Genomic DNA, 19,866 nt, shown 5'->3' on the forward strand with positions numbered 1-19,866 from the left:
TTTTGAAGCGGTTTTAGCAGAATTCCGGCAGCCTAGAAGCCAGCCCCCGACGAAGCCCCGGTGACAGGCAGCACACGCCTGGCGGGCGTCCCTTTTCACAAAAAAAAGCCGAACCAGCCACATCCCGCAGCCAGTTCAGCTCAACCCATACAACTACAAACTCACTCACCATCAACCCAGGCAAGCAGCTTCCCGGTAAAAACCCTATTAAAGAAATGGATCACCGGTCCCAGCCCAAAAGCCGTCACCAGTGTACCAATACCCACAACACCACCAGTCAGATAACAGATCAGCGCACAAAGCACATCATTAGACATCCTGTGCCAGAAATAAGGAATCTTCGGCCATCTCTCTGTCATGATCAGCGAAAGACTATCATAAGGCGCAACCCCCTCATCCGGCATCTGATACATCGACAGTCCCAGACAGCAGATCACAACACCCACACACAGTGCCACCAAACGTACCGGCAGCGCCACAAGCTCCAATCCCAAAACACCAGTATAAATATTATAAAAGAAAGTAGTAATATAAGCCAGACAAACCGCATTCACAACCGTACCGATCCCCAGGAACCTTCTGCCAAAAGCAATCTCAATGATCAGCAGCACAATATTTACAATCAGCTGGAAATTACCATACGCCATACCAATCATATCCGCAACCGCCATATTCATTCCACTGAACGGATCCGTTCCAAGCCCGGCAAGCTTGAAAATTCCAATCCCCATACCTGCAAAAACATTTCCGATACACATGATCAGAACATGCTTCCAGTTAATGTTCTTCAAAAAATCCCCCATAAACCTCATACCTCATCCTCTCTGAAAATATTGTCAGGCAGATATCCACGATCCACCTTCACTGCGCAAGATCCATACCAGATAATACCTTAATAACCAGCCTGCTGCAACGCTTATATTCTATCACACCCCCTCACCCCTGTAAAACATAAAAACCCCAAGAAACAACAAAAAGCAACAAAAAAAGACATCCTGCAGACCACATTATATGATCTGCCGGACATCTCTCTTTTTTATATCACGCTGTTAATTCAATTTCACAATCACCAGTCACTCCCGAAGCTCTCATGGCAGAGCCTCGTTATTTCAGATATCCCGAAAAATTTTTTCAATATCCAATATTATTTAATGAACTTAACCTCAGGATAAATTGCCTGCTTGGCAGCCTCTTTACGCTCATTAAATACAACCTTGTTCTCCTCAAACAGGTTACGTCCTTGTGCATCGATAGATACGATCAGCGGCCCAAATTCTTTAACCTTGTTGCACCATAAAGTCTCAGGCATACCAAGCTCATCCCAGTGATGCTCAACAATCTTCTCAACCTCTGTAGCAGCCACAACTGCACATCCAGCCGGGAAAACACAGTGGATCGCACCGAACTCTTTACAAGCACGCTCCGTATTCGGGCCCATACCACCTTTACCAACGATCACTCTGACACCAGTCAGTTTTGTAAACTCATACTCGAACTTCTCCATACGCATGGAAGTTGTCGGTCCTACAGAAACCATTTCATAATCATCCTCTGTACCCTCGATCTTACGAACGATCGGGCCGGCATGGAAAATCGCTTTGTTGCGGATATCATACGGAAGCTCTCTTCCATACTCAACCAGACGACGGTGAGCAACGTCACGGCAGGTCATCAGATCTCCGTCCAGCCATACAATATCGCCGATTTTGATATCAGCCAGGTCTTCTGCGCTTATAGGTGTAATAAGAACTTTTTTATCTCCTCTGATTTCGATCATGATTTTTCCCTCCGTTTATATTAAGCATTAAATTTCCATGTGGAATGAGTATCACAGGTTACTGTAAGATCCGGATTTACAACCAGATGTCCACGACGGTGAGACCAGCATCCAACGTTTACTGCAACACCGATGGTAGATGGATGACGTGCGGTATTCTCAATGTTGACACCCATTACAGAATACTTTCCGCCCATACCCTGCGGTCCAAGGCCGATGGCATTGATACCATCCTCGAGAAGCTTCTCCATTTTTGCTGCGTTTGCGTTATCGTTGTGAGAACCGATCGGACGCATCAGCGCTTTCTTGGAGTTCAGAGCAGCTGTCTCTACAGATGTTCCTACACCAACACCAACAAGAAGTGGAGGACACGCATTCAGTCCGTAAGTTGTCATCTGATCCAGAACGAAATCGGTAACACCCTCATAACCGGCACCTGGCATCAGAACCATTGCTTTTCCAGGAAGGGTACATCCGCCGCCTGCCATGTATGCGTAGATCTCACATTTATCGCTGTTTGGAACAATATCCCACCATACAGTCGGTGTTCCCTTACCAACGTTTTTCTTTGTATTGTACTCATCAAAAGTCTCAACGGAATTATGTCTTAACGGTGCTGCAAAAGTAGCCTGAACAACAGCATCTTTCAGGAGTGCCTCCAGCTCATTGATATACGGGAAATTTGTTCCGCATTTCAGCCAGAACTGAAGAACACCTGTATCCTGACAGCTTGGGCGGTTCAGCTCTACAGCAAGTCCCTGGTTCTTTGTCATGGTCTCATAAAGAACCTTTGGAAGTGCAGCTGTTTCCTGTGATCCAAGCTCTTCAAGTTTATTAACTACGTCATCCGGTAATTTTTTTCCAATATGGGCAACAAAATCTGCTACCATGTCTGTTAATACTTTAACTCCATTTTCCTTAGTCATGATTTACCTCCTGATATGGTTCGATGGTTTAATGTTTTTTAGTTACATAGGTTTTTGTTGGTTGTTTCATCATTAATTTTGGCTGATTAATGGTTAAGATGGCTTTTTTGGCTTATTTATCATTTCTCCTTCACTGTATGGTCAGTGCAGAAGGGAATGAACTTAATCAAAAGTGTTGCTGGTCACAAAGTGAACAGTAACTCAAAAGTTTCTCTCCTTACGGATAGAACGGAAACAGGATCGGCAACAGGATCATACAGATCACAAAGGATACCAGGATCAGCGGCAGACCGGATTTCACATAGTCCTTGAATTTGTATCCTCCAAGACCGACTACCATGGTGTTTGCTGGCATACCGATCGGTGTTGCATATGCACAGGAACCTGCGATAACAGTTGCGATAACAACGGCTCTCGGATCTGCTCCGAGGTTGTTTGCAAGAGATACCGCAATTGGAATCATCAGTGCTGTGGTTGCTGTATTTGACATGAAATTTGTCAGCACACAGGTTACAATAAAGATCACCAGAAGAAGAAGGATCGGACTCGGATCTGCTCCAAGAAGTCCTACGATCTTATCTGCGATCAGTTCTCCGGCTCCGGTTGTATCCAATGCTTTTGCAAGTGTCAGAGAACCGCCGAAAAGGAATACAACTTTCAGGTCAATAGATTTCAGTGCTTCTTTTTCGGAAATAACTCCTGTCAGAACCAGGAGGATCGCTCCGATACATGCGGAAACCTCAATGCTGATGCCGATCTCTTTCTCAAAGATCATTGCAAGGATCACAAGGATCAGTACTACCAGGGAAACAGTCTGTTTCCACTTCGGTACATGGCTGAAATCCTGCTGATCTTCAAGAGCTGCACCGGATGCATTCTTTCCATCCGGAAGGAATTTATATCCGATAAGGACAAAGTAGAGGATTCCGATCAGAAGCATCGGAACTCCAACCGGCGCATACATAAAGAAGCTTGTGGAAAGCCCCATCTCCTGAAGTGCATTCACACCCATCAGGTTTCCGGGTGCACCGATAATAGAAAGGTTTCCGCCAAGTGCTGCGGCAAATACCAGCGGCATCAGAAGACGGCTTCTGGAATAACCGGACTCATCGGCGATTCCACAAACTACCGGGATCAGCACTGCTGCAGTACCTGTATTGGATAAGAATCCAGACATTACACCTACGATCACCATGATCGCAATGATCAGTGTTTTTTCTGTTCTGGCAAATTTCGTGACCAGTCCTCCGATCTTATTTGCCATTCCTGTTTCGAACAATGCCTGGCCTACTACAAACATGCCAACGCAAAGGATTACGTTACTGTTTACATACTGTGAAAATGTTGTTGTTGCATCCACAACTCCTGTAAGGGTCAGGCCGATGGCACAGATCGAAGCCGTCAGACCAAGAGGAATTTTTTCAAGGATGAAACTGATAATGGTGAACACAAGAAACAGCAATGTGATAGTTGTCTGAGACATTTCTGTACTCTCCTTCCATTTGGTTTTTTCCTGAAAAGTATAGGCCGTACACGTTTCTTTTGATGGTTCCATTATAACCGGTGTACATATAAAAAAACAAATTAATGAAACATATATCCGCATAAAAAATATTTATAGTATCAGTTTTTAATGATAATTTTTGTATATTACTAACATAAAATCAGCGTATCAGCAAATGAATCTGGCAAATATTATATTTCTATGCTATTTTTATGTAGACACCCAAATACTCTGTCACATCTTTTCCGGACGGAAATGAAAAACTTTACTAAAAAATTTAATCTGACAATACATCGAGAGAAGGTTTATCATGACACTGAATCAACTACGCTATTTCTGCACAGCCAGCCGCTGCCACAGCATCACAAAGGCAGCCGAAGAATTATATGTGACCCAGCCCACCATTTCCATGGCTATCCGCGATCTGGAGATTGAATTCGGGATCAGTCTTTTTTCCAGAAAAGGAAATCAGCTGAGTCTGACCCAGGAGGGAGAGTCCTTCTACAAAAAAGCTACCTATATCCTTCAATATTGTAATGAGCTTCAGGCCGATTACTCCAGCATGTCCAGGATAAAGCCCCCTCTTCGCATCGGGATCCCTCCCATGCTGAGTACCGTATTTTTTCCGGAGCTGCTTACAGCGTTTCACGAAAAGCACCCGGAAATTGCCGTAGTACTGGAAGAATACGGATCTGTCCGTGCCTGCAATCTGGTACAGGATGACACCCTGGATGTAGCTTTAGTCAATATGGAACAGTATAATATAGATAAATTTCACAACACTGTCCTGGCCAACGACCAGGTGGTTTTCTGTGTGAGCAACGACCACAGGCTGGCAGAAAAAAAATCAGTCACAACAAAAGATATGGTGAAAGAGCAGCTGATCTTTTTCAATGCTGACTCCGTCCAGAATCAGATCCTGAAAATGCGTTTTGAGATGGATGGCCACACACCCAATATCGTTATGCGGAGCAGCCAGATCTACACCACCCTACAATTTGTAAAAACCGGAAAATATGGCTGCTTTCTCTACTCCAGCATGACCGATAACTTTTCCACTTCCAATGTTACCGGTATCCCGCTCAATCCACCTGTCCGCATAAAAATCGGCATGGTATGGAAAAAAAGCAAATATATCAGCGGCGATATGCTGACATTTCTGCATTTCACCCGCATGTATTACAAAGAACATCCGCTGATAGAAAAGTAAATCCCCAAACTTCCAATTATATGTCGATTAATTTTTCTAATAAATGCATTTTTTTTTAAAAAACCATTGAAATCCATCAATTCATGTGATACTCTGTGTTACAGTGTTTTTCTACACAGAACGAATGACCGCCACTACCGTACACAAAAAGGTCCTGGCATCATTCAAAAATAAAAAAACTCAGGAGAGTCTCTTCAAATCAAAAGGGAAGAGCGCCGAAGGTGTACGCAGCACACAAAATGCTGTAAATCTCTCAGGCAAAAGGATGGAGGAAAGAGTAATGTTTACACAAATCAACAACTTTATCACATGGTTTGACGGAGTCGTTTGGGGACTTCCGCTGATCATTCTGATCCTGTTCACAGGAATTCTGTTAACCACTCGGTTAGGTCTTTTACAGGTAAGGCACCTCGGAAAGGCACTGAAATTCATGGTAAAAAATGAAGAAGGCGGCGATGGTGAGGTCACAAGCTTCGGAGCTCTGTGTACTGCGCTTTCAGCAACCATCGGAACCGGAAATATCGTAGGTGTCGCAACTGCTATCGCAGCCGGCGGACCAGGAGCACTTTTCTGGATGATCGTAGCCGCATTCTTCGGAATGGCAACCAAATACGCAGAAGGACTTCTGGCGATCAAGTACCGTACCATTGACAAAGAAGGCCACGTTCTCGGCGGACCTTTCTACTACATCGAAAACGGTATGGGAAAACAATGGAGATGGCTTGCCAAGATCTTCGCATTTTTCGGAGCAGGTGTGGGACTTTTCGGTATCGGAACCTTTACACAGGTAAACGGTATCTCATCTGCAGTTACCAATTTCTTTGACCCGGATAAAGCACACACAGTAGCACTTTTCGGAAATACATATTCCTGGGCAACTGTAGTTGCATGTCTGATACTTACCGTATGTGTAGGACTTGTCGTTCTCGGCGGAATCAAGAGGATCGCAAAGGTATCCCAGGTCGTTGTACCGTTTATGGCAGTTCTCTATGTTGCACTGGCACTGATCATCGTGATCACAAACATCACTGCAGTACCTACAGCGATCGTAACTATCGTAAAATCTGCTTTCACAGGAAGCGCCCTTGCAGGTGGCGCAATGGGAACCATGGTCGTAGCTATGCAGAAGGGTATCGCCCGCGGTATCTTCTCCAATGAGTCCGGTCTTGGTAGTGCCCCGATCGCAGCCGCTGCAGCTCAGACAAAGGAGCCGGTACGTCAGGGTCTTGTATCCATGACAGGTACATTCATCGATACCATCGTGATCTGTACCATGACAGGTCTTTCCATCGTCATCACAGAGACATGGAACACAGGTCTTGAGGGTGTTGCCATCACAACAGCAGCTTTCCAGAAAGGACTTCCTTTCCCGCCGGTTGTAGCATCCTTCTCACTGATGTTGTGCCTGGTATTCTTCGCATTCACAACAATCCTCGGATGGGATTACTACGGTGAAAGATGTCTGGAATACCTGTTCAACAGAAACAAAGCCGCAGTTACAACATACCGCTGGCTGTACATCATCTGCGTATTCATCGGACCATATATGACTGTAGCAGCTGTATGGAACATCGCAGATATCTTCAATGCCCTGATGGCATTCCCGAACCTGATCGCTCTTCTTGCCCTGAGCGGTGTGGTTGTAAAGGAAACTAAGGATTTCTTCAAAAGACATAAAAATTACGAATTCTGATCCCAAATATCGTAATCAAATGTAAACACACACAAACCCATGTTGATCCCCTAATATCATATAAAAAAAGACGCGAACCTTTTTATCTTCCGATAAAAGGCCGCGTCTTTTTTATTTAAAAGCTTTCTATGCCAGCGTCAGGATCTCCATCTGCTGTGTCAGATCCGCTGCATCCAGAATCTCTCCATTTCGGATATCTTTCTTATCAAGCCGGACACACATTTCCTCTCCATCTGTCATATGGAAAAAATTATCCTCCAGAGTAACATCCGCATCAGTAAATCCAATAGCTGTAAACGGGCTGAAGCAGCTGCTTTTTAAATGGATCACAAATGCATCACCTTGCTCCTCCACCTCGGCAGTGATCTCCGGTTTATCCAGCTCCAGATATTTATACGGAACAAGGGTCTCCACATCACAGAGCACATCTCCGTCAGCAAGTGTCACTTCCGCCTCAAGAAAGATCTCATACTTCTTGTCTTCCCATCCGGAAACATCCACCGCCAGGATCGGAGCGGACTCCTGCACACCCATAGTGCCCGTTCCGGTAAGCTTCTCAAGAATCTCGCATTCCATATTTTTCACATAAAAGGCAACCTGATATGACTGTGCGTCCATACTTTCATTTGCCAGATACACCTGCATGATATCCCCATCCATGCACATACTCACCGCCTGTGGCCCATAGAATTTTTTTGCCATATAATGAAGTGCCTTCCAACGGCCAAAGTAGTCGATACTTGCCCAGGATGCCACCGGCCAGTTGTCATTGATCTGCCAGTAAAGGGTACCCATACAGCGGCCTCTGTGACGTCTCCAGTGGTCTACTCCATACTTCATGGCCATTCCCTGAAGGATCTGGCTCACATAGAGAAGCTTGCGGAAATTCTCCGGATAACGGAAATTCTCGGAAAGATAATACAGGATCTTTCCGTTAGCTGCAGGATTTTTCTGGTGGTTCTCCATCACCCTGGAAAAAATATTCCTGTCTTTCTCTTCCGTAAAGCTTTCCACAGTTTTCAGGCACGGAAAAGACTGGAAGCCAAACTCCGAGCAGAAACGAAAATAATGCTTCTGATAATCTGTAAAAGGCTTCTGACCATGCCATACATCCCAGTAGTGACAGTCTCCTCTGTTCTCATCGTCCGGATCATCAAAGCAACCTCCGGAACTTGGGGAAGACTGCCAGAAAAAGGTCTCGCTGTCTGCCGCCCTCACTGCTTTCGGAACTATGTACTCAAACATTTTTATGTAGTCCGCACGGAGATATTTCGACTCACTCTGTACCTCCGGCCAGTGATCCCAGGCAGACTCCATCTCATTGTTTCCGCACCACAGGCCAAGGGATGCATGATGACGGAGACGTTTTACATTTTCCGTGATCTCCTTCGTGATATTATCTTCAAATTCTTCTGTAAGATCATAAACATTACATGCGAACATCAGATCCTGCCATACGATCAGTCCCATCTCATCACAAAGATCATAGAAATGATCCGAAGGATAATAACCGCCGCCCCACACACGGACACAGTTAAAATTGGCACGTTTGCAGGATTCCAGAAGATACTTCTGGACCTCCGGTGTGATCCTGGAATAGATGCAGTCCTCCGGAATATAATTTCCCCCCATGGCAAAAATTTTCACGCCATTGACACAGAACGCGAACTCTTTTCCCCAGAGATCTTTTTCCTGGCTGATGGTAAGGGTACGGAGACCGATGCGCTTCGTTATGGTTTCCAGAACTGTGCCATACTCGTCCAGAAGTTCCACCTGAACTTTATATAACGGCTGATCGCCGTAGCCGTTTGGCCACCAGAGCTTCGGGTTGTGGATCGAGGATGTCAGCACTGCTGGATTATTATTCGCTGATACAGTCTCCCCCACTTTGCATACATGGGTTTCCGTTTTTCGGTCGTTAGCACCTGTTCTATGTCCACAGACGCTCTCTGCATCCTCCTGGATCGTCACCCTCACCTGACACTTATCCACAGCATCTCCGCTTACAGCCACAGTTGTACACACATCCACAGCATTATCCCCATGCACCTGTGTGATCTTCACATCCTCAATTCTCGGATGACTGTATGCTTCCAGATAAATATCCCGAAAAATCCCGGCATCAATGGTCTGGGGGCCCCAGTCCCATCCAAACATACAATGAGCCTTCCGGATCAGCTGGTTTCCTTTCATTCCACCGCAGGGAACATAGTGGATCTCTTTATTATCTTCATACTCATAAGCTTCGATATACTTGAATACCGACCGGAATACGATCCGGATCTGATTCTCCCCGGAATGAAGAAATTCTTTCACATCCAGCTTCCAGGTACGATGCATGTTATCTGCAGATCCGGCTTTTTGCCCATTGATATAAATATCTGCAAGAGTATCCAGCCCCTCACAGACCAGAATTATTTTTTCTTCTTTCAGGATATCCTCTGCAGCCACAAATGTTCTGCTGAATTCATAATCCTTCCGGAACAGTTCCCTTGTCACATCCTCATTTGTCCGGTAAAAAGGATCTTCGATCTTCCCGGCACCATAGAGCCCGGAAAGCACAGATCCCGGAACCTGTACCTCACATAATCTGTCATTTCCTGCTTCTGCCAGCTCCCACTGGCCATTTAACATTATTTTCCTCATAAAATATATCTTCTCCTGTAAAAATCCCCTTCGCACGATCTTATATACAGGGCTGTTGTATTAGCCGTACTGTATTTTATTTATAGCCTTCCCCCATAATTCCGGTAATTCTCAATATAATCCAGGATCTCCTCCGGGTCTTTCATGAACCGGCACATACCCACAACATCTCTAGACATAAATTTTTCCCCGGCTGTGTATTCCAGGAGTGCCTGCATGCTGTCGTAATATCCCTGAATATTATAAAGAACGATCGGCCTGTCGATCCGTCCCAGACTCTTCAATGTCAGAATCTCAAAAAACTCCTCATAAGTACCAATTCCCCCAGGTACCACGATAGTCGCATCCGAGCGGCTTTCCAGCAGGTGCTTCCTCTCACGCATATTTTCAGTAAAAATAAACTCTGTACAATGCTCATACAACACTCCCGGCTGGTCAAAAAATCTCGGTGCGATACCTAGGATATAGCCTTTTTCTCTGTCAACACCCCGGGCTGCCGCCCCCATCAGCCCCTCTTTTCCACCACCGAAAACAAGGCCGTGTCCTCGCTTTCCCATCAGCTGTCCCAGCTCTTCCGTTTTCTCATAATAGATTTTTTTCAGCTCTGCACTGGACGCTCCATATATACAAATATTCATAATCCTGTCTCCTTCCCTGCTGCCTCCACAAATGCCCGGAGAAGCTTCAGCTGTTCTGAAGAATCATACATCATCTCCGGGTGCCACTGCACAGCTACTGCAAATGGATGATCATTTATCTCTGAATATAACTTTTGCCGGCCTCTGCACATGATACTGGCAAAGACCGGCTTTCCGTCATTTCCGATACATCTGGAATGCATCCGGAAATGCCTGTTATTTTATTATAATCTGACATACACATGGGGTCAAGCAATTGCCGTTGCCTGAAACTCCCGTTTTATTATACGAGAACTTTTTCTACTGCGTTTTTCCATCCGCTGTATTTCTGGTTTCTTTCCTGCGGATTCATGGAGGGGATGAACTGATTGCGGTTCTTCACCTCGAAAATGCTCTCCATCTATAATTTAGGACTGATCAGTCATACAAGCCATTCTGCTCAAAATCTCTGAACAGGCTGGCTTCTCCATCATCAGCAAATGCATCTGCATCCCCCTGATCGGAGTCATCCTGTCCTCCCTGGATATCTGGGATATCTGCATCCTGGGAATCCTGGGACGTGCTATCCTCAGAGCTGTCCTTGCTATCCTTGCTGGAACTGTCATCTTTACCAAGTTTTACAGTGAGTGTCTTCTCCTTATATTCATTACCATCCAGAACTGCAACCGTCACATCGATCTTTTCCTTCGGCTCATAATACTGAAGCAGCTCAACCAGCTGATCGATACTGGTGATCGTTTTACCATCAAACTCTGTAATGACCATATTCTTGGTAATACCTGCATCATCGGCAGGGCCGCCCTCGGTTACCTTCGAAACAAATACACCCTGCGGGATACCATAAATCTGTACTGCCTCCGTACTTACTGTACTGCCTGTGATACCAAGGATACCATGATTATCCACTTTATCTCTTGCCTTGGCATTCATCATGTTCTCAAGAGAATCCGCAACATCAGAAATTGCAATGGCATACCCCATACCTTCAACCTCAGTAGAAGCAAGCTTGGAAGAGTTAATACCAACAACCTCACCATCCATATTCAGAAGCGCACCGCCACTGTTACCGGGATTGATAGCCGCATCTGTCTGGATCAGGTTCACGCCCTTGTTGATACTGCTACTGTTATCTGTAGAATCACCCTCGATCTGTCCTGATGCATCTGTCTTACGGTTCTTAGCACTGACAATACCGGTAGTAACGGACTGGCCATAGCCAAGTGCATTACCGATGGCAACAACCTGCTCACCGATCTTCAGATCATCAGAGCTTCCGATCTTTGCAACAGAAATTGCATCCATTGTATCATCCGAAACATCCTTCGTTGCAACAGAAACAACTGCAAGATCCTCGCTTTCATCAAAGCCCTTTACCGTAGCCTCATAAGCATTGCCATCTGCAAAGGCAACTGACAAGGTATCGGCACCATCCACAACATGATAGTTTGTGGCGATCAGCAGCTCAGAATCTGTTTTTCCGATGATAATACCGGAACCGCTTCCTTCAACTTCCTGCTCCTGGCTCGGCGCATACTGGGAACCAAACATGCTGTAATAATCCTGAACCTCCTGAACGGACTTGGTTGTGATGGCAACTACAGAAGGCATTGCCTTCTCAGCAACATCTGATACATCCAGACTGCCCTTTGTATCGGAGGATTTTGTATCCTCTGTATCTTCGCTGTCTTTATTTGATTTTTTATCAGACTTCATAAGAGTCAGATTCTCGGAGCTGTCGGTTGCCGCCTGTACGGACTGTGCACCGGAGAAATAATTTATACCTTCATATGCACCAACTCCAATGCCGCCAGCAAGTACTGCACACAGGCTGATGGTTGCACCTTTTTTCATCATTTTCTTTATTTTTAATTTTCTGTTATTGTTCATGGTTAAATCCTCCCTGGGAAAAAATTCTTCTCTGTTTCCTTTTGATGCTTCAAAGTATATGGGTTAATTGTGTTTACTTTGTGGGAAAAATGTGTTTTATTTGTTAAAACTTTTCACTGTCATCACAACTACAAACCACGCAACCTCAAGAAGAACGATCATTCCACCTGGTTTCAGTCCGGCATAATAGGAAAGAAACAGTCCGGCAATGGTGGTACATACCGCCACGATAATGGCACAGATCAGTGTACCCTTATAGCTTTTTGCCATCTGCATCCCACACGCCACCGGAACTACCAGCATGGAGGAAACGATCAGGGTCCCTACTGTACGGGACGCAATGGAAACTGTCAGAGCCGTCAGAATAGTAAAAAGAAAATTAATATTCCGCACGGAAACACCGGAGATCCTTGCCGCATTTTCATCAAAGCCGATATAAAACAGTTCCCTGTAAAAAAACAGCACTGCTGCCAGTACCAGCACACTGATCACAACTACCAGCGCCAGCTCTCCTTCACTGATGGACACAATACTTCCGAACAAAAAGCTGTTCAGACTGGCACCGTTTTCCACAAAACCGGACAGCACACCGGCCAGTCCGATCCCGGCAGACATGACGATGGAGATCGCCACCTCCGAATAACGCGGGATTTTTTTGCGGATAGCCTCAATTCCAAGAGCAGCTACGATGCACATCACTACTGCACCGGCTACCGGATTCACTCCAAGTATCAGTCCCAGCACAACACCGGCCAGTGAAGAATGGGAAAGCGCATCTCCGATCATGGACATCCGTTTCAGAACAATGGTGATCCCGATGCAGGGCGTAATCACAGCCAGAAGGATTCCCACCAGAAAAGCCCTCTGCATAAATCCATACTGTAAAATACTCATACTTCGTCGATCCTCCCCTCTTCCGCTTTAAAGAACCGGTTTGCTCCTTTAAACTCACCGGAATTTCCATGAGTAACCATAAGAATCGTCAGCCCCTGTTCCTCATTCCGCTTCCTCAGAACTTCTGCAAGTGTTTTCACAGAAACCATATCCATTCCTGTGGTAGGCTCATCCAGGATCAGGATCTTCGGTTTTCCTGCCAGTGCACGTGCCAGCATAACCCTCTGCTGCTGTCCTCCGGAAAGATCTCCGATCCTTCTTTTCCAGAACTCTTCCATTTCCATTTCCGCAAGTGCGGCTTTCAAACGCGGGATCTCTTTTTTTGCCCGGAAACGTGCCTTCCAGGAAGAGGAATACACACCTGTCATCATGATCTCTTCCACAGTCGCCGGAAAATTCTGGTTTCTGCTGATACTGTTCTGTGGAACATATCCCAGATCTCCCTTTCCGAATGTGGCAGAAATATCTTTTCCATTTACAGTGATACTTCCCTCCTGCGCCTTCAGTTCGCCCAGAAGAAGCTTCAGAAATGTACTTTTTCCACTTCCGTTTTCACCGGTAAGGATGGCATAATCGCCATCCTTCACCTCCAGGTTCACCTGATCCAGCACAGGTGTCCCTGTATAGTGAAACGAAAGATTTTCTATCAAAATTCCCATAATTTCTCCTTTTTTGTTACAGCTGCTGTCCTGCACCTTCAGTTCAATGCCTTCCTGAGTGCCTCCAGATTCTTCCTCATCACAGAAAAATAATCCTCTCCGGCCTCTATATCCTCCTCACTTAATCCCTCGATCGGATTCAACACAGCAGTCACCGCATCCACTTCCTTCGCCACTGTCTTCGCCACCTTGGGACTTGCCAGCTCCTCAAAAAATATGGTATGGATGTCGTATTTTTTCGCATACTCGATCACTTCCTGCATCTTGGCAGGATCAGGCTCTGAATCCGGTGTCAGCCCTTCGATAGCCAGCTGCTTCAGATCATAGGCATTGCACAGATATCCAAAAGCCTCATGCGCCACTATAATATCCCGGCTCTTCGTACCTTTCAGACCATCTCTGAACTCCTGATCCAGCTCATCAAATTCACCGGCATATTTCTCATAATTTGCTTCATAATAATCACCGTTCCCAGGATCAGCCTTTACCAAAGCATCCCTGATATTCTTCATTTCCTGCTTTGCACGCATAGGATCAAGCCAGACATGAGGATCTTTTCCTTCATCACCATGAGCATGATCATGTCCTCCATCCAGAAGCTCCACACCATCCGATGCCTCAGACACAACCAGATCCTGATTCTCCAGAGTATCCAGTACATCCTCCGCCCAGTGCTCCAGATCCGCACCATTATAGACAAACACATCTGCATCCTCAAGATTCCGGATATCCGTTGCCGCCGGCTCCCAGTCATGAGGCTCCGTTCCCGCCGGAACCATATCCTTTACCTGGATCCTGTCGCCCCCTACCTTCCGGGCAAAATCATACATGGGATAAAAGCTGGCCATCACCTTCAGTCGGCCATCCTCCACAAATGGCTGTCCCACCGTTCCGGCCCTGTGCAAACCATATCCGGTCACACCGCCCACAACAAGAAGCGTCACCGCCAGAACTGCTGCCGCTGTCATCTTCCCTCTGTTAACATTCATTTTTTAAGCCTCCTGCAGCTGTCACAATATCCATAAAAGATCGTCCGGCTCTGATCGATCTCAAATCCGTGTTCATCCAGCACATGTCCCACAAAATGATCGATACATCCACACTGCAGAGGAATCGTATGCCCACATTCCAGACACACAAGCTTACCGTAATTCTTCCGCTCCTCATCACGTATAAAACGATACTGGGCAGGCGCTCCCTCCACAGACGGAACCTTCAGCACCGCTCCCTCCTTCTGCAGCCGCTCCAGTCCTCTGTATACCGTTGTCCTTCCGATCTGGATCTCTTTTCCACGAAGGAGCTCCATAAACTGATCTATGGTATAAAATGTATCTCCATATTCCTGCAGGCATTCCAGAATTATTTTCTGCTGCCTGGTGCTGTATTTCATTTTTTCTTCCATTATATTTCCTACTCTCTTCTATCAACTGCACCTTACATGGCAGATTTGAATTTGAAAACCGTTTTCATATTACATTCAAATAAGAATTTCGTCAAGATATTTTTGAAGGGAAATAATTTTTGGTATGTTCTTATAAAAGCACTTTATCTCTACCTTCTTTTATGATAAAATATAACCAAGACTTAACCAATAGAAAGAAGGTAGACCTCTATGAAATCACAGCGACTGGACATGATCGAAGAATATGTGCTGGAGCATAAGAACGCTTCTCTCGATACATTATGTGAGAAATTCAACGTATCCAAAAACACCATCAGAAGAGATGTCGATATCCTTCTGAAACGTGGCAGTATCATGAAAGTATATGGCGGTGTCGCAGCACTCGAAACTCCACAGACTCTTCCCCTTCTGTCTTACGAAGAGCGTGGCGGACGTTTTCCTGACGAAAAGAAAGAAATCTGCCGCCGTGCCGCAGAGCTTGTGGCAGAAGACGATACCATCTATATCGATACAGGTACAACCTGCCTGAACCTGGTTGATTTTATTGCAGATAAGCACTGTACGATCCTGACCAACAGCCTGCTTATTTTCAACAAGGCAGCATCCTATCCGAACCTGGATATCATTTCCGTTCCCGGAAAGCTGAACCGCAAGACCCTGTCCTTCACAGGACCGGATATCAATGATTATCTGCAGACCTACAACATTTCCATGGCTTTTATGGCCTGCACAGGTGTAACCATGAAGAGCGGACTTACCAATGCCAGCGCCGAGGAATACATCACCAAAAAAGCCATTGCAGAGAATGCCAACAGCATGATCCTTCTTGCAGACCATTCCAAATTCGGCCGGATCTCGCTTATGACCTATTCTTCCATGGAAAAGCTGGACGCCATCGTAACCGACCAGCCACTTCCCGAAGAATACGACAGCTTCTGCCAGGAGCACGGCATCCGTGTTATGACGATCGATTAAATCGGATATTGGCCCTAAAAAACGGTGCATCTGCCGGAAATCCAGCAGATGCACCGTTTTTGAATATGCTCATTTCATTAGAGGATTTTATCTGAAAGGCAGATCTTACCCGATCTGCCTTTCAGTGTCATAAATTTATTTATGAAGCTTTCTTAAGCCTCAGTACTTCCTTCCCATGTGCCGACCTTTCTCTTTCCGGCAGCTTCATCGAACCAGTGTGTTGTAACTGTTTTTGCTCTTGTGAAGAAACGATAGCCATCTTTTCCGAGAACGTGCAGATCACCGAAAAAGGAATCCTTGTTTCCGGAGAATGGGAAGTATGCTGTCGGAACCGGGATACCTACATTGATTCCTACCATACCGCCATCTGTCTCCATAGCGAATTTACGGCTGTAATATCCGCTCTGTGTAAAGATACAGGAACCATTTGCAAATGGATTGGCATTCATGACTGCGATGCCTTCCTCGTAATCCTTTACTCGTTTGATACAGGTTACCGGTCCGAAGATCTCACGGTTTCCAACTGTCATCTCAGGTGTTACATGATCAAGAATTGTCGGTCCTACGAAGAATCCGTTCTCATATCCCGGAACTACTACATTACGTCCGTCAAGTACAAGCTCCGCACCCTCATCGATACCCTTCTGGATCCAGTTGCAGATCTTCTCCTTATGGCCTGCATTTACAACCGGGCCGAGATCGGTATCTTCATCATATGCACAGCCAAGTTTCATAGCCTCTGCTTTTTTCTTAAGAAGTGAAACAAATTCGTCTGCGATACTATCCTGTACGCATACAACCGGAAGAGCCATACATCTCATACCTGCGCATCCGTATGTAGAGTTGATGATCGCATTAACAGTAGCCTCAAGGTTGCAGTCCTCAAGTACAAGTGCATGGTTCTTTGCCTCACACTGTGCCTGAACTCGTTTGCCATGAGCTGCTGCCTTGGAATATACCTGTTTACCAACACCTGTTGTTCCTACGAATGTAACAGCCTTTACTCTCTCATCTGTAAGAAGGATATCAGCCTCTACACGGCTGCAGGTCACAAGGTTTACAACACCCTTCGGGAATCCTCCCTCTGTATAAAAGAGCTCCATGATCCTCATAGCTGTAAGTGGTGTCTGGGAGCTTGCTTTCAGTACTACTGTATTTCCACATGCAATGGAAAGCGGAACCATCCAGCCCCATGGGATCATTGCCGGGAAGTTCATCGGAACAATACCAGCAGTTACTCCAAGTGGTTTGCGATATGTAGCTGTATCATATCCTGTAGTTACCTGCATTGCAGCATCGCCCTGGATCATTGTCGGAAGTGCACATGCCTCTTCTGTAGGCTCAATTGCTTTCTGAACATCTCCTCTTGCCTCTTTGATGTTCTTTCCGAGCTCTTTTGCACAAAGTACGGAAAGTTCTTCCTTATGAGCATAAAGAACATCTCTCCATCTGAACATATACTGCTGTCTCTTTGCAAGAGAAAGCGAGGACCATTCCGGGAATGCAGCCTGTGCGGAAGCGATCGCCTCTTCTACCTCATCCGGTGTACAGCAGGGAACCTGCGCGATCACCTCACCTGTACTGGAATCTGTAACATCCATGTATTTCTCTGCCTTTGACTCTTTCCACTCACCGTTTACACAGTAACCCATTTTTTTGATCTCAGCCATTTTAGGATACTCCTTTCGTGCTTACCTTTTTATTCTTAACTTCATAAAAATTTTAGTCATTCTCGTTTTGTTCTGGTCACAGATTATCATTTATTTTTAATTTTGTCAATATAGTATGGTTATATTTTGAGTATATTTTTCAAAATTATGTGTTAATTTATTCACATTTCATGGTATTCCATGTTCCCTGTATAAACTCTTGAAACTCATGCATTTACAGCCATAAAGCCGCATCGTGTCTTGTCGTTTTTTATTCCATTGTGAGAGCAAAAGTTACTCATTTTTGTTATTTTCATAACACACCATTCCACACACACTATTTATTGCTTCCAGCTACGCTGAGGCTTTTAGACCTGTGCAATCGGATTCACAGACAAGTAAGGGGTATCGTTGTTCTGTTACAATTACAGATTCCTCTGATCCCAGCATATTTTCTCTGTATTTTCCAGGAACAAGGAAATACATCTGTGCGTCCCTTGCGGACGTGCTCATTTTCACGACCGCTCGCTTCTTTTCACGGCTTATTGCACCTTTACATACAATCCTGCGCCTGCTTATCTGATCTACAGCATTTTCATAAATTACTGCAGCAATCAAAAAACAGGATACGGTTATCGTATCCTGCCTTAGCTTTTCATTTTCTGTTTTTCGCATATTTCTGACTAACCAAATATGGTCTGCACCAGCACCATATAAAACACCGTTCCCCCTCCTATGCTGAGCAATGTACTCTTCTTCCATTTATGTAATACCACAATGAACAGTATTGCGATCAGCTCTGGCAGTCCGTAATGCGTACTTTCCGGCACATCCTTCAGACAAAATACCACCAGCAATCCGATCACTGCACAGGGCAGCACTTTTCCCAGATAGGTGATCACAGCCGGCGGTTCCTTTACTTCCGGGAATATGATAAACGGCAAAAATCGCGTTGTCATAGTCCCCAGGACCACTACCACAACCGTTATGATCTGCTGTGTTATTGTCATAGTCATTCCTTATCCCTCCTGTCTGGCTATATATATCCCAACTGTCATGCCTGATATTCTTCTGACTTCTGTATACGTTCTTTTTTTCTCTTCTCCTCATGCTTCTTCATTCCCAGGAAGCATAAAACGATCGATACCATTGACGGAAGGATAAACTTCCCGCTTCCAAAGATCACCAGGCAGACCACAGAACATACAATTCCGACCAGCGCCGGCTTATGATCTTGTGCATCTTCCCACTGATCAATGAACATAACCACAAACAGTGCGGTCATGACAAAATCCAATGATGTACGTCCCTTTCTGTTTTACAATTTCCACAGCTGATGCTGCCCGTCCATGGTAACAAGATCTCCCTCATTGATATCTCTTTCATACAGAAGTCCGTCATCATGTCGCAGACTTGTTTCATTTCCATTCTCATCTTCCACCAGCACTACTGACATAAGTGCTTCACCCGGCTGCCGCTCTTCACAGCCGAAATCCATGTCTTCTTCTATCTTCAGAACCTTATACTGCATGATCAGATTTCCTCAAGCAGCACATCGTTAACAGCCTCATAAGCGTCCTCAAGCGCATCCAGTGCCTCTGTCAGCGTGTCCATCTTCCGGCTGTCCGCATTTTCTTCCTCATAGGCTTCTATCACTTCAGCCATTACATCCTTCAGCTCTTCCAGTGAGTTTGCAATGTCCTGCAGCTTCTGATCTTTGTCCTCTTTTGATGTGATATTTACGATCTTACTCATAATCCTTCCTCCTGTCGCTTTACTCTCATTCTTTATTCTGATCCTTTATTCTGCATATATCATGTTTTGCATGTCATACTCCACATTTACCCATTGTACCATATCCTGCACGCAGATGCATCGGATATGTTTTCTATCCGCTTTATATAATACCACCGAATTCATAAAAAATTTGGTAAAATCTTACCAAATTACCCGTCTTAGTCTGTTTATACTGATTTTTCCACTCCGGTCTGGTATAATCGATCTAA

21 protein-coding genes and 1 riboswitch are annotated in these 19,866 nt (G+C 45.2%); of the genes, 3 read left to right on the plus strand and 18 right to left on the minus strand.

The annotated features are described in order from the left end of the window. Nucleotides 1-161: 161 nt before the first annotated feature. The 4 genes from ABCM67_RS14000 to ABCM67_RS14015 all read right to left on the minus strand — a co-directional run bounded on the left by ABCM67_RS14000 (nt 162) and on the right by ABCM67_RS14015 (nt 4,186). Entirely contained in the window at nt 162-803 is a 642-nt protein-coding gene (locus ABCM67_RS14000; protein WP_044961376.1) for a membrane protein, read from the minus strand. Between the two features lie 341 nt (nt 804-1,144). Beyond that, the gene (ttdB, locus tag ABCM67_RS14005) at nt 1,145-1,777 is read right to left on the minus strand and encodes a L(+)-tartrate dehydratase subunit beta (RefSeq protein ID WP_021977663.1); all 633 of its coding nucleotides are present in this window, start codon (nt 1,775-1,777) and stop codon (nt 1,145-1,147) included. Between the two features lie 20 nt (nt 1,778-1,797). Then, entirely contained in the window at nt 1,798-2,703 is a 906-nt protein-coding gene (gene ttdA / locus ABCM67_RS14010; RefSeq protein WP_059086587.1) for a L(+)-tartrate dehydratase subunit alpha, read from the minus strand. A 217-nt stretch (nt 2,704-2,920) separates the two neighbouring features. Next, on the minus strand, nt 2,921-4,186 hold the full coding sequence (locus ABCM67_RS14015) for an SLC13 family permease (protein WP_059086586.1): 1,266 nt from the start codon (nt 4,184-4,186) through the stop codon (nt 2,921-2,923). A gap of 331 nt (nt 4,187-4,517) precedes the next feature. Between ABCM67_RS14015 and ABCM67_RS14020 the strand changes: the two genes are divergently transcribed. Together ABCM67_RS14020 and ABCM67_RS14025 are read left to right on the plus strand one after the other, a co-directional pair. Then, nucleotides 4,518-5,417 carry a LysR family transcriptional regulator gene (locus ABCM67_RS14020; RefSeq protein ID WP_059086585.1) on the plus strand — a complete coding sequence of 300 codons (900 nt, stop codon included), beginning with the start codon at nt 4,518-4,520 and terminating at the stop codon, nt 5,415-5,417. Nucleotides 5,418-5,588: 171 nt separating this feature from the next. Then, nucleotides 5,589-5,696, plus strand: a riboswitch (glycine riboswitch). 1 nt (nt 5,697) lies between these two features. Continuing rightward, the gene (locus ABCM67_RS14025) at nt 5,698-7,110 is read left to right on the plus strand and encodes an alanine/glycine:cation symporter family protein (protein WP_059086584.1); all 1,413 of its coding nucleotides are present in this window, start codon (nt 5,698-5,700) and stop codon (nt 7,108-7,110) included. Between the two features lie 126 nt (nt 7,111-7,236). Here the strand turns inward: ABCM67_RS14025 and ABCM67_RS14030 are convergent, their stop codons facing one another. The 8 genes from ABCM67_RS14030 to ABCM67_RS14065 all read right to left on the minus strand — a co-directional run bounded on the left by ABCM67_RS14030 (nt 7,237) and on the right by ABCM67_RS14065 (nt 15,236). Further along, on the minus strand, nt 7,237-9,756 hold the full coding sequence (locus ABCM67_RS14030; RefSeq protein ID WP_161209593.1) for a glycoside hydrolase family 2 protein: 2,520 nt from the start codon (nt 9,754-9,756) through the stop codon (nt 7,237-7,239). Nucleotides 9,757-9,836: 80 nt separating this feature from the next. Continuing rightward, nucleotides 9,837-10,394 (minus strand): TIGR00730 family Rossman fold protein, encoded by a 558-nt coding sequence (locus ABCM67_RS14035; RefSeq protein ID WP_015526428.1) that lies wholly within the window; start codon nt 10,392-10,394, stop codon nt 9,837-9,839. Beyond that, nucleotides 10,391-10,597, minus strand: a complete 207-nt coding sequence (locus tag ABCM67_RS14040; RefSeq protein ID WP_021651214.1) for a hypothetical protein — start codon at nt 10,595-10,597, stop codon at nt 10,391-10,393. Before ABCM67_RS14040 ends, ABCM67_RS14035 begins: the two co-directional genes overlap by 4 nt. Nucleotides 10,598-10,811: 214 nt before the next feature. After that, nucleotides 10,812-12,281 carry a trypsin-like peptidase domain-containing protein gene (locus ABCM67_RS14045; RefSeq protein ID WP_161209591.1) on the minus strand — a complete coding sequence of 490 codons (1,470 nt, stop codon included), beginning with the start codon at nt 12,279-12,281 and terminating at the stop codon, nt 10,812-10,814. 96 nt (nt 12,282-12,377) lie between these two features. Further along, nucleotides 12,378-13,175: a metal ABC transporter permease gene (locus ABCM67_RS14050; protein WP_015526431.1), complete on the minus strand. Its 798-nt coding sequence runs from the start codon at nt 13,173-13,175 to the stop codon at nt 12,378-12,380. Beyond that, the gene (locus ABCM67_RS14055) at nt 13,172-13,834 is read right to left on the minus strand and encodes a metal ABC transporter ATP-binding protein (protein WP_015526432.1); all 663 of its coding nucleotides are present in this window, start codon (nt 13,832-13,834) and stop codon (nt 13,172-13,174) included. The genes ABCM67_RS14050 and ABCM67_RS14055 overlap by 4 nt, the downstream gene beginning before the upstream one ends. Nucleotides 13,835-13,872: 38 nt before the next feature. Further along, complete coding sequence (locus tag ABCM67_RS14060) at nt 13,873-14,823, minus strand: metal ABC transporter substrate-binding protein (RefSeq protein ID WP_114002488.1); 951 nt, start codon at nt 14,821-14,823, stop codon at nt 13,873-13,875. Beyond that, nucleotides 14,820-15,236 carry a transcriptional repressor gene (locus ABCM67_RS14065; RefSeq protein WP_015526434.1) on the minus strand — a complete coding sequence of 139 codons (417 nt, stop codon included), beginning with the start codon at nt 15,234-15,236 and terminating at the stop codon, nt 14,820-14,822. Before ABCM67_RS14065 ends, ABCM67_RS14060 begins: the two co-directional genes overlap by 4 nt. A 210-nt stretch (nt 15,237-15,446) precedes the next feature. On the opposite strand from ABCM67_RS14065, the gene ABCM67_RS14070 reads away from it, so the two are divergent. Further along, nucleotides 15,447-16,211 (plus strand): DeoR/GlpR family DNA-binding transcription regulator, encoded by a 765-nt coding sequence (locus ABCM67_RS14070; protein WP_015526435.1) that lies wholly within the window; start codon nt 15,447-15,449, stop codon nt 16,209-16,211. A gap of 152 nt (nt 16,212-16,363) precedes the next feature. On the opposite strand, the gene ABCM67_RS14075 is transcribed toward ABCM67_RS14070, so the two are convergent. From ABCM67_RS14075 to ABCM67_RS14100, 6 genes are all read right to left on the minus strand, one after another. Continuing rightward, nucleotides 16,364-17,881 (minus strand): CoA-acylating methylmalonate-semialdehyde dehydrogenase, encoded by a 1,518-nt coding sequence (locus tag ABCM67_RS14075; protein WP_021651218.1) that lies wholly within the window; start codon nt 17,879-17,881, stop codon nt 16,364-16,366. 333 nt (nt 17,882-18,214) lie between these two features. Beyond that, complete coding sequence (locus tag ABCM67_RS14080) at nt 18,215-18,622, minus strand: hypothetical protein (protein ID WP_173746519.1); 408 nt, start codon at nt 18,620-18,622, stop codon at nt 18,215-18,217. After that, nucleotides 18,544-18,870: an AzlD domain-containing protein gene (locus ABCM67_RS14085; protein ID WP_147602804.1), complete on the minus strand. Its 327-nt coding sequence runs from the start codon at nt 18,868-18,870 to the stop codon at nt 18,544-18,546. Before ABCM67_RS14085 ends, ABCM67_RS14080 begins: the two co-directional genes overlap by 79 nt. Before the next feature lie 44 nt (nt 18,871-18,914). Continuing rightward, the gene (locus ABCM67_RS14090) at nt 18,915-19,157 is read right to left on the minus strand and encodes a hypothetical protein (protein WP_147602730.1); all 243 of its coding nucleotides are present in this window, start codon (nt 19,155-19,157) and stop codon (nt 18,915-18,917) included. 21 nt (nt 19,158-19,178) lie between these two features. Then, nucleotides 19,179-19,391 (minus strand): hypothetical protein, encoded by a 213-nt coding sequence (locus tag ABCM67_RS14095; RefSeq protein WP_118608993.1) that lies wholly within the window; start codon nt 19,389-19,391, stop codon nt 19,179-19,181. 2 nt (nt 19,392-19,393) lie between these two features. Continuing rightward, nucleotides 19,394-19,615, minus strand: coding sequence for a hypothetical protein (locus ABCM67_RS14100; RefSeq protein WP_015526439.1), 222 nt, complete (start codon nt 19,613-19,615; stop codon nt 19,394-19,396). Nucleotides 19,616-19,866: the final 251 nt, after the last annotated feature.

Origin of the sequence: Blautia sp. 2227st1_G12_2227SCRN_220401 (assembly GCF_039062885.1) — a bacterium.
Taxonomy (GTDB): domain Bacteria; phylum Bacillota; class Clostridia; order Lachnospirales; family Lachnospiraceae; genus Blautia_A; species Blautia_A fusiformis.

Coding starts and splice junctions, on each gene's coding strand:
- ABCM67_RS14000 (WP_044961376.1), bottom strand. CDS start 803: ATGGGGGATTTTTTGAAGAACATTAACTGGAAGCATGTTCTGATCATG.
- ttdB (WP_021977663.1), bottom strand. CDS start 1,777: ATGATCGAAATCAGAGGAGATAAAAAAGTTCTTATTACACCTATAAGC.
- ttdA (WP_059086587.1), bottom strand. CDS start 2,703: ATGACTAAGGAAAATGGAGTTAAAGTATTAACAGACATGGTAGCAGAT.
- ABCM67_RS14015 (WP_059086586.1), bottom strand. CDS start 4,186: ATGTCTCAGACAACTATCACATTGCTGTTTCTTGTGTTCACCATTATC.
- ABCM67_RS14020 (WP_059086585.1), top strand. CDS start 4,518: ATGACACTGAATCAACTACGCTATTTCTGCACAGCCAGCCGCTGCCAC.
- ABCM67_RS14025 (WP_059086584.1), top strand. CDS start 5,698: ATGTTTACACAAATCAACAACTTTATCACATGGTTTGACGGAGTCGTT.
- ABCM67_RS14030 (WP_161209593.1), bottom strand. CDS start 9,756: ATGAGGAAAATAATGTTAAATGGCCAGTGGGAGCTGGCAGAAGCAGGA.
- ABCM67_RS14035 (WP_015526428.1), bottom strand. CDS start 10,394: ATGAATATTTGTATATATGGAGCGTCCAGTGCAGAGCTGAAAAAAATC.
- ABCM67_RS14040 (WP_021651214.1), bottom strand. CDS start 10,597: ATGCATTCCAGATGTATCGGAAATGACGGAAAGCCGGTCTTTGCCAGT.
- ABCM67_RS14045 (WP_161209591.1), bottom strand. CDS start 12,281: ATGAACAATAACAGAAAATTAAAAATAAAGAAAATGATGAAAAAAGGT.
- ABCM67_RS14050 (WP_015526431.1), bottom strand. CDS start 13,175: ATGAGTATTTTACAGTATGGATTTATGCAGAGGGCTTTTCTGGTGGGA.
- ABCM67_RS14055 (WP_015526432.1), bottom strand. CDS start 13,834: ATGGGAATTTTGATAGAAAATCTTTCGTTTCACTATACAGGGACACCT.
- ABCM67_RS14060 (WP_114002488.1), bottom strand. CDS start 14,823: ATGAATGTTAACAGAGGGAAGATGACAGCGGCAGCAGTTCTGGCGGTG.
- ABCM67_RS14065 (WP_015526434.1), bottom strand. CDS start 15,236: ATGGAAGAAAAAATGAAATACAGCACCAGGCAGCAGAAAATAATTCTG.
- ABCM67_RS14070 (WP_015526435.1), top strand. CDS start 15,447: ATGAAATCACAGCGACTGGACATGATCGAAGAATATGTGCTGGAGCAT.
- ABCM67_RS14075 (WP_021651218.1), bottom strand. CDS start 17,881: ATGGCTGAGATCAAAAAAATGGGTTACTGTGTAAACGGTGAGTGGAAA.
- ABCM67_RS14080 (WP_173746519.1), bottom strand. CDS start 18,622: ATGGAAGAAGAGTACATTGCTCAGCATAGGAGGGGGAACGGTGTTTTA.
- ABCM67_RS14085 (WP_147602804.1), bottom strand. CDS start 18,870: ATGACAATAACACAGCAGATCATAACGGTTGTGGTAGTGGTCCTGGGG.
- ABCM67_RS14095 (WP_118608993.1), bottom strand. CDS start 19,391: ATGCAGTATAAGGTTCTGAAGATAGAAGAAGACATGGATTTCGGCTGT.
- ABCM67_RS14100 (WP_015526439.1), bottom strand. CDS start 19,615: ATGAGTAAGATCGTAAATATCACATCAAAAGAGGACAAAGATCAGAAG.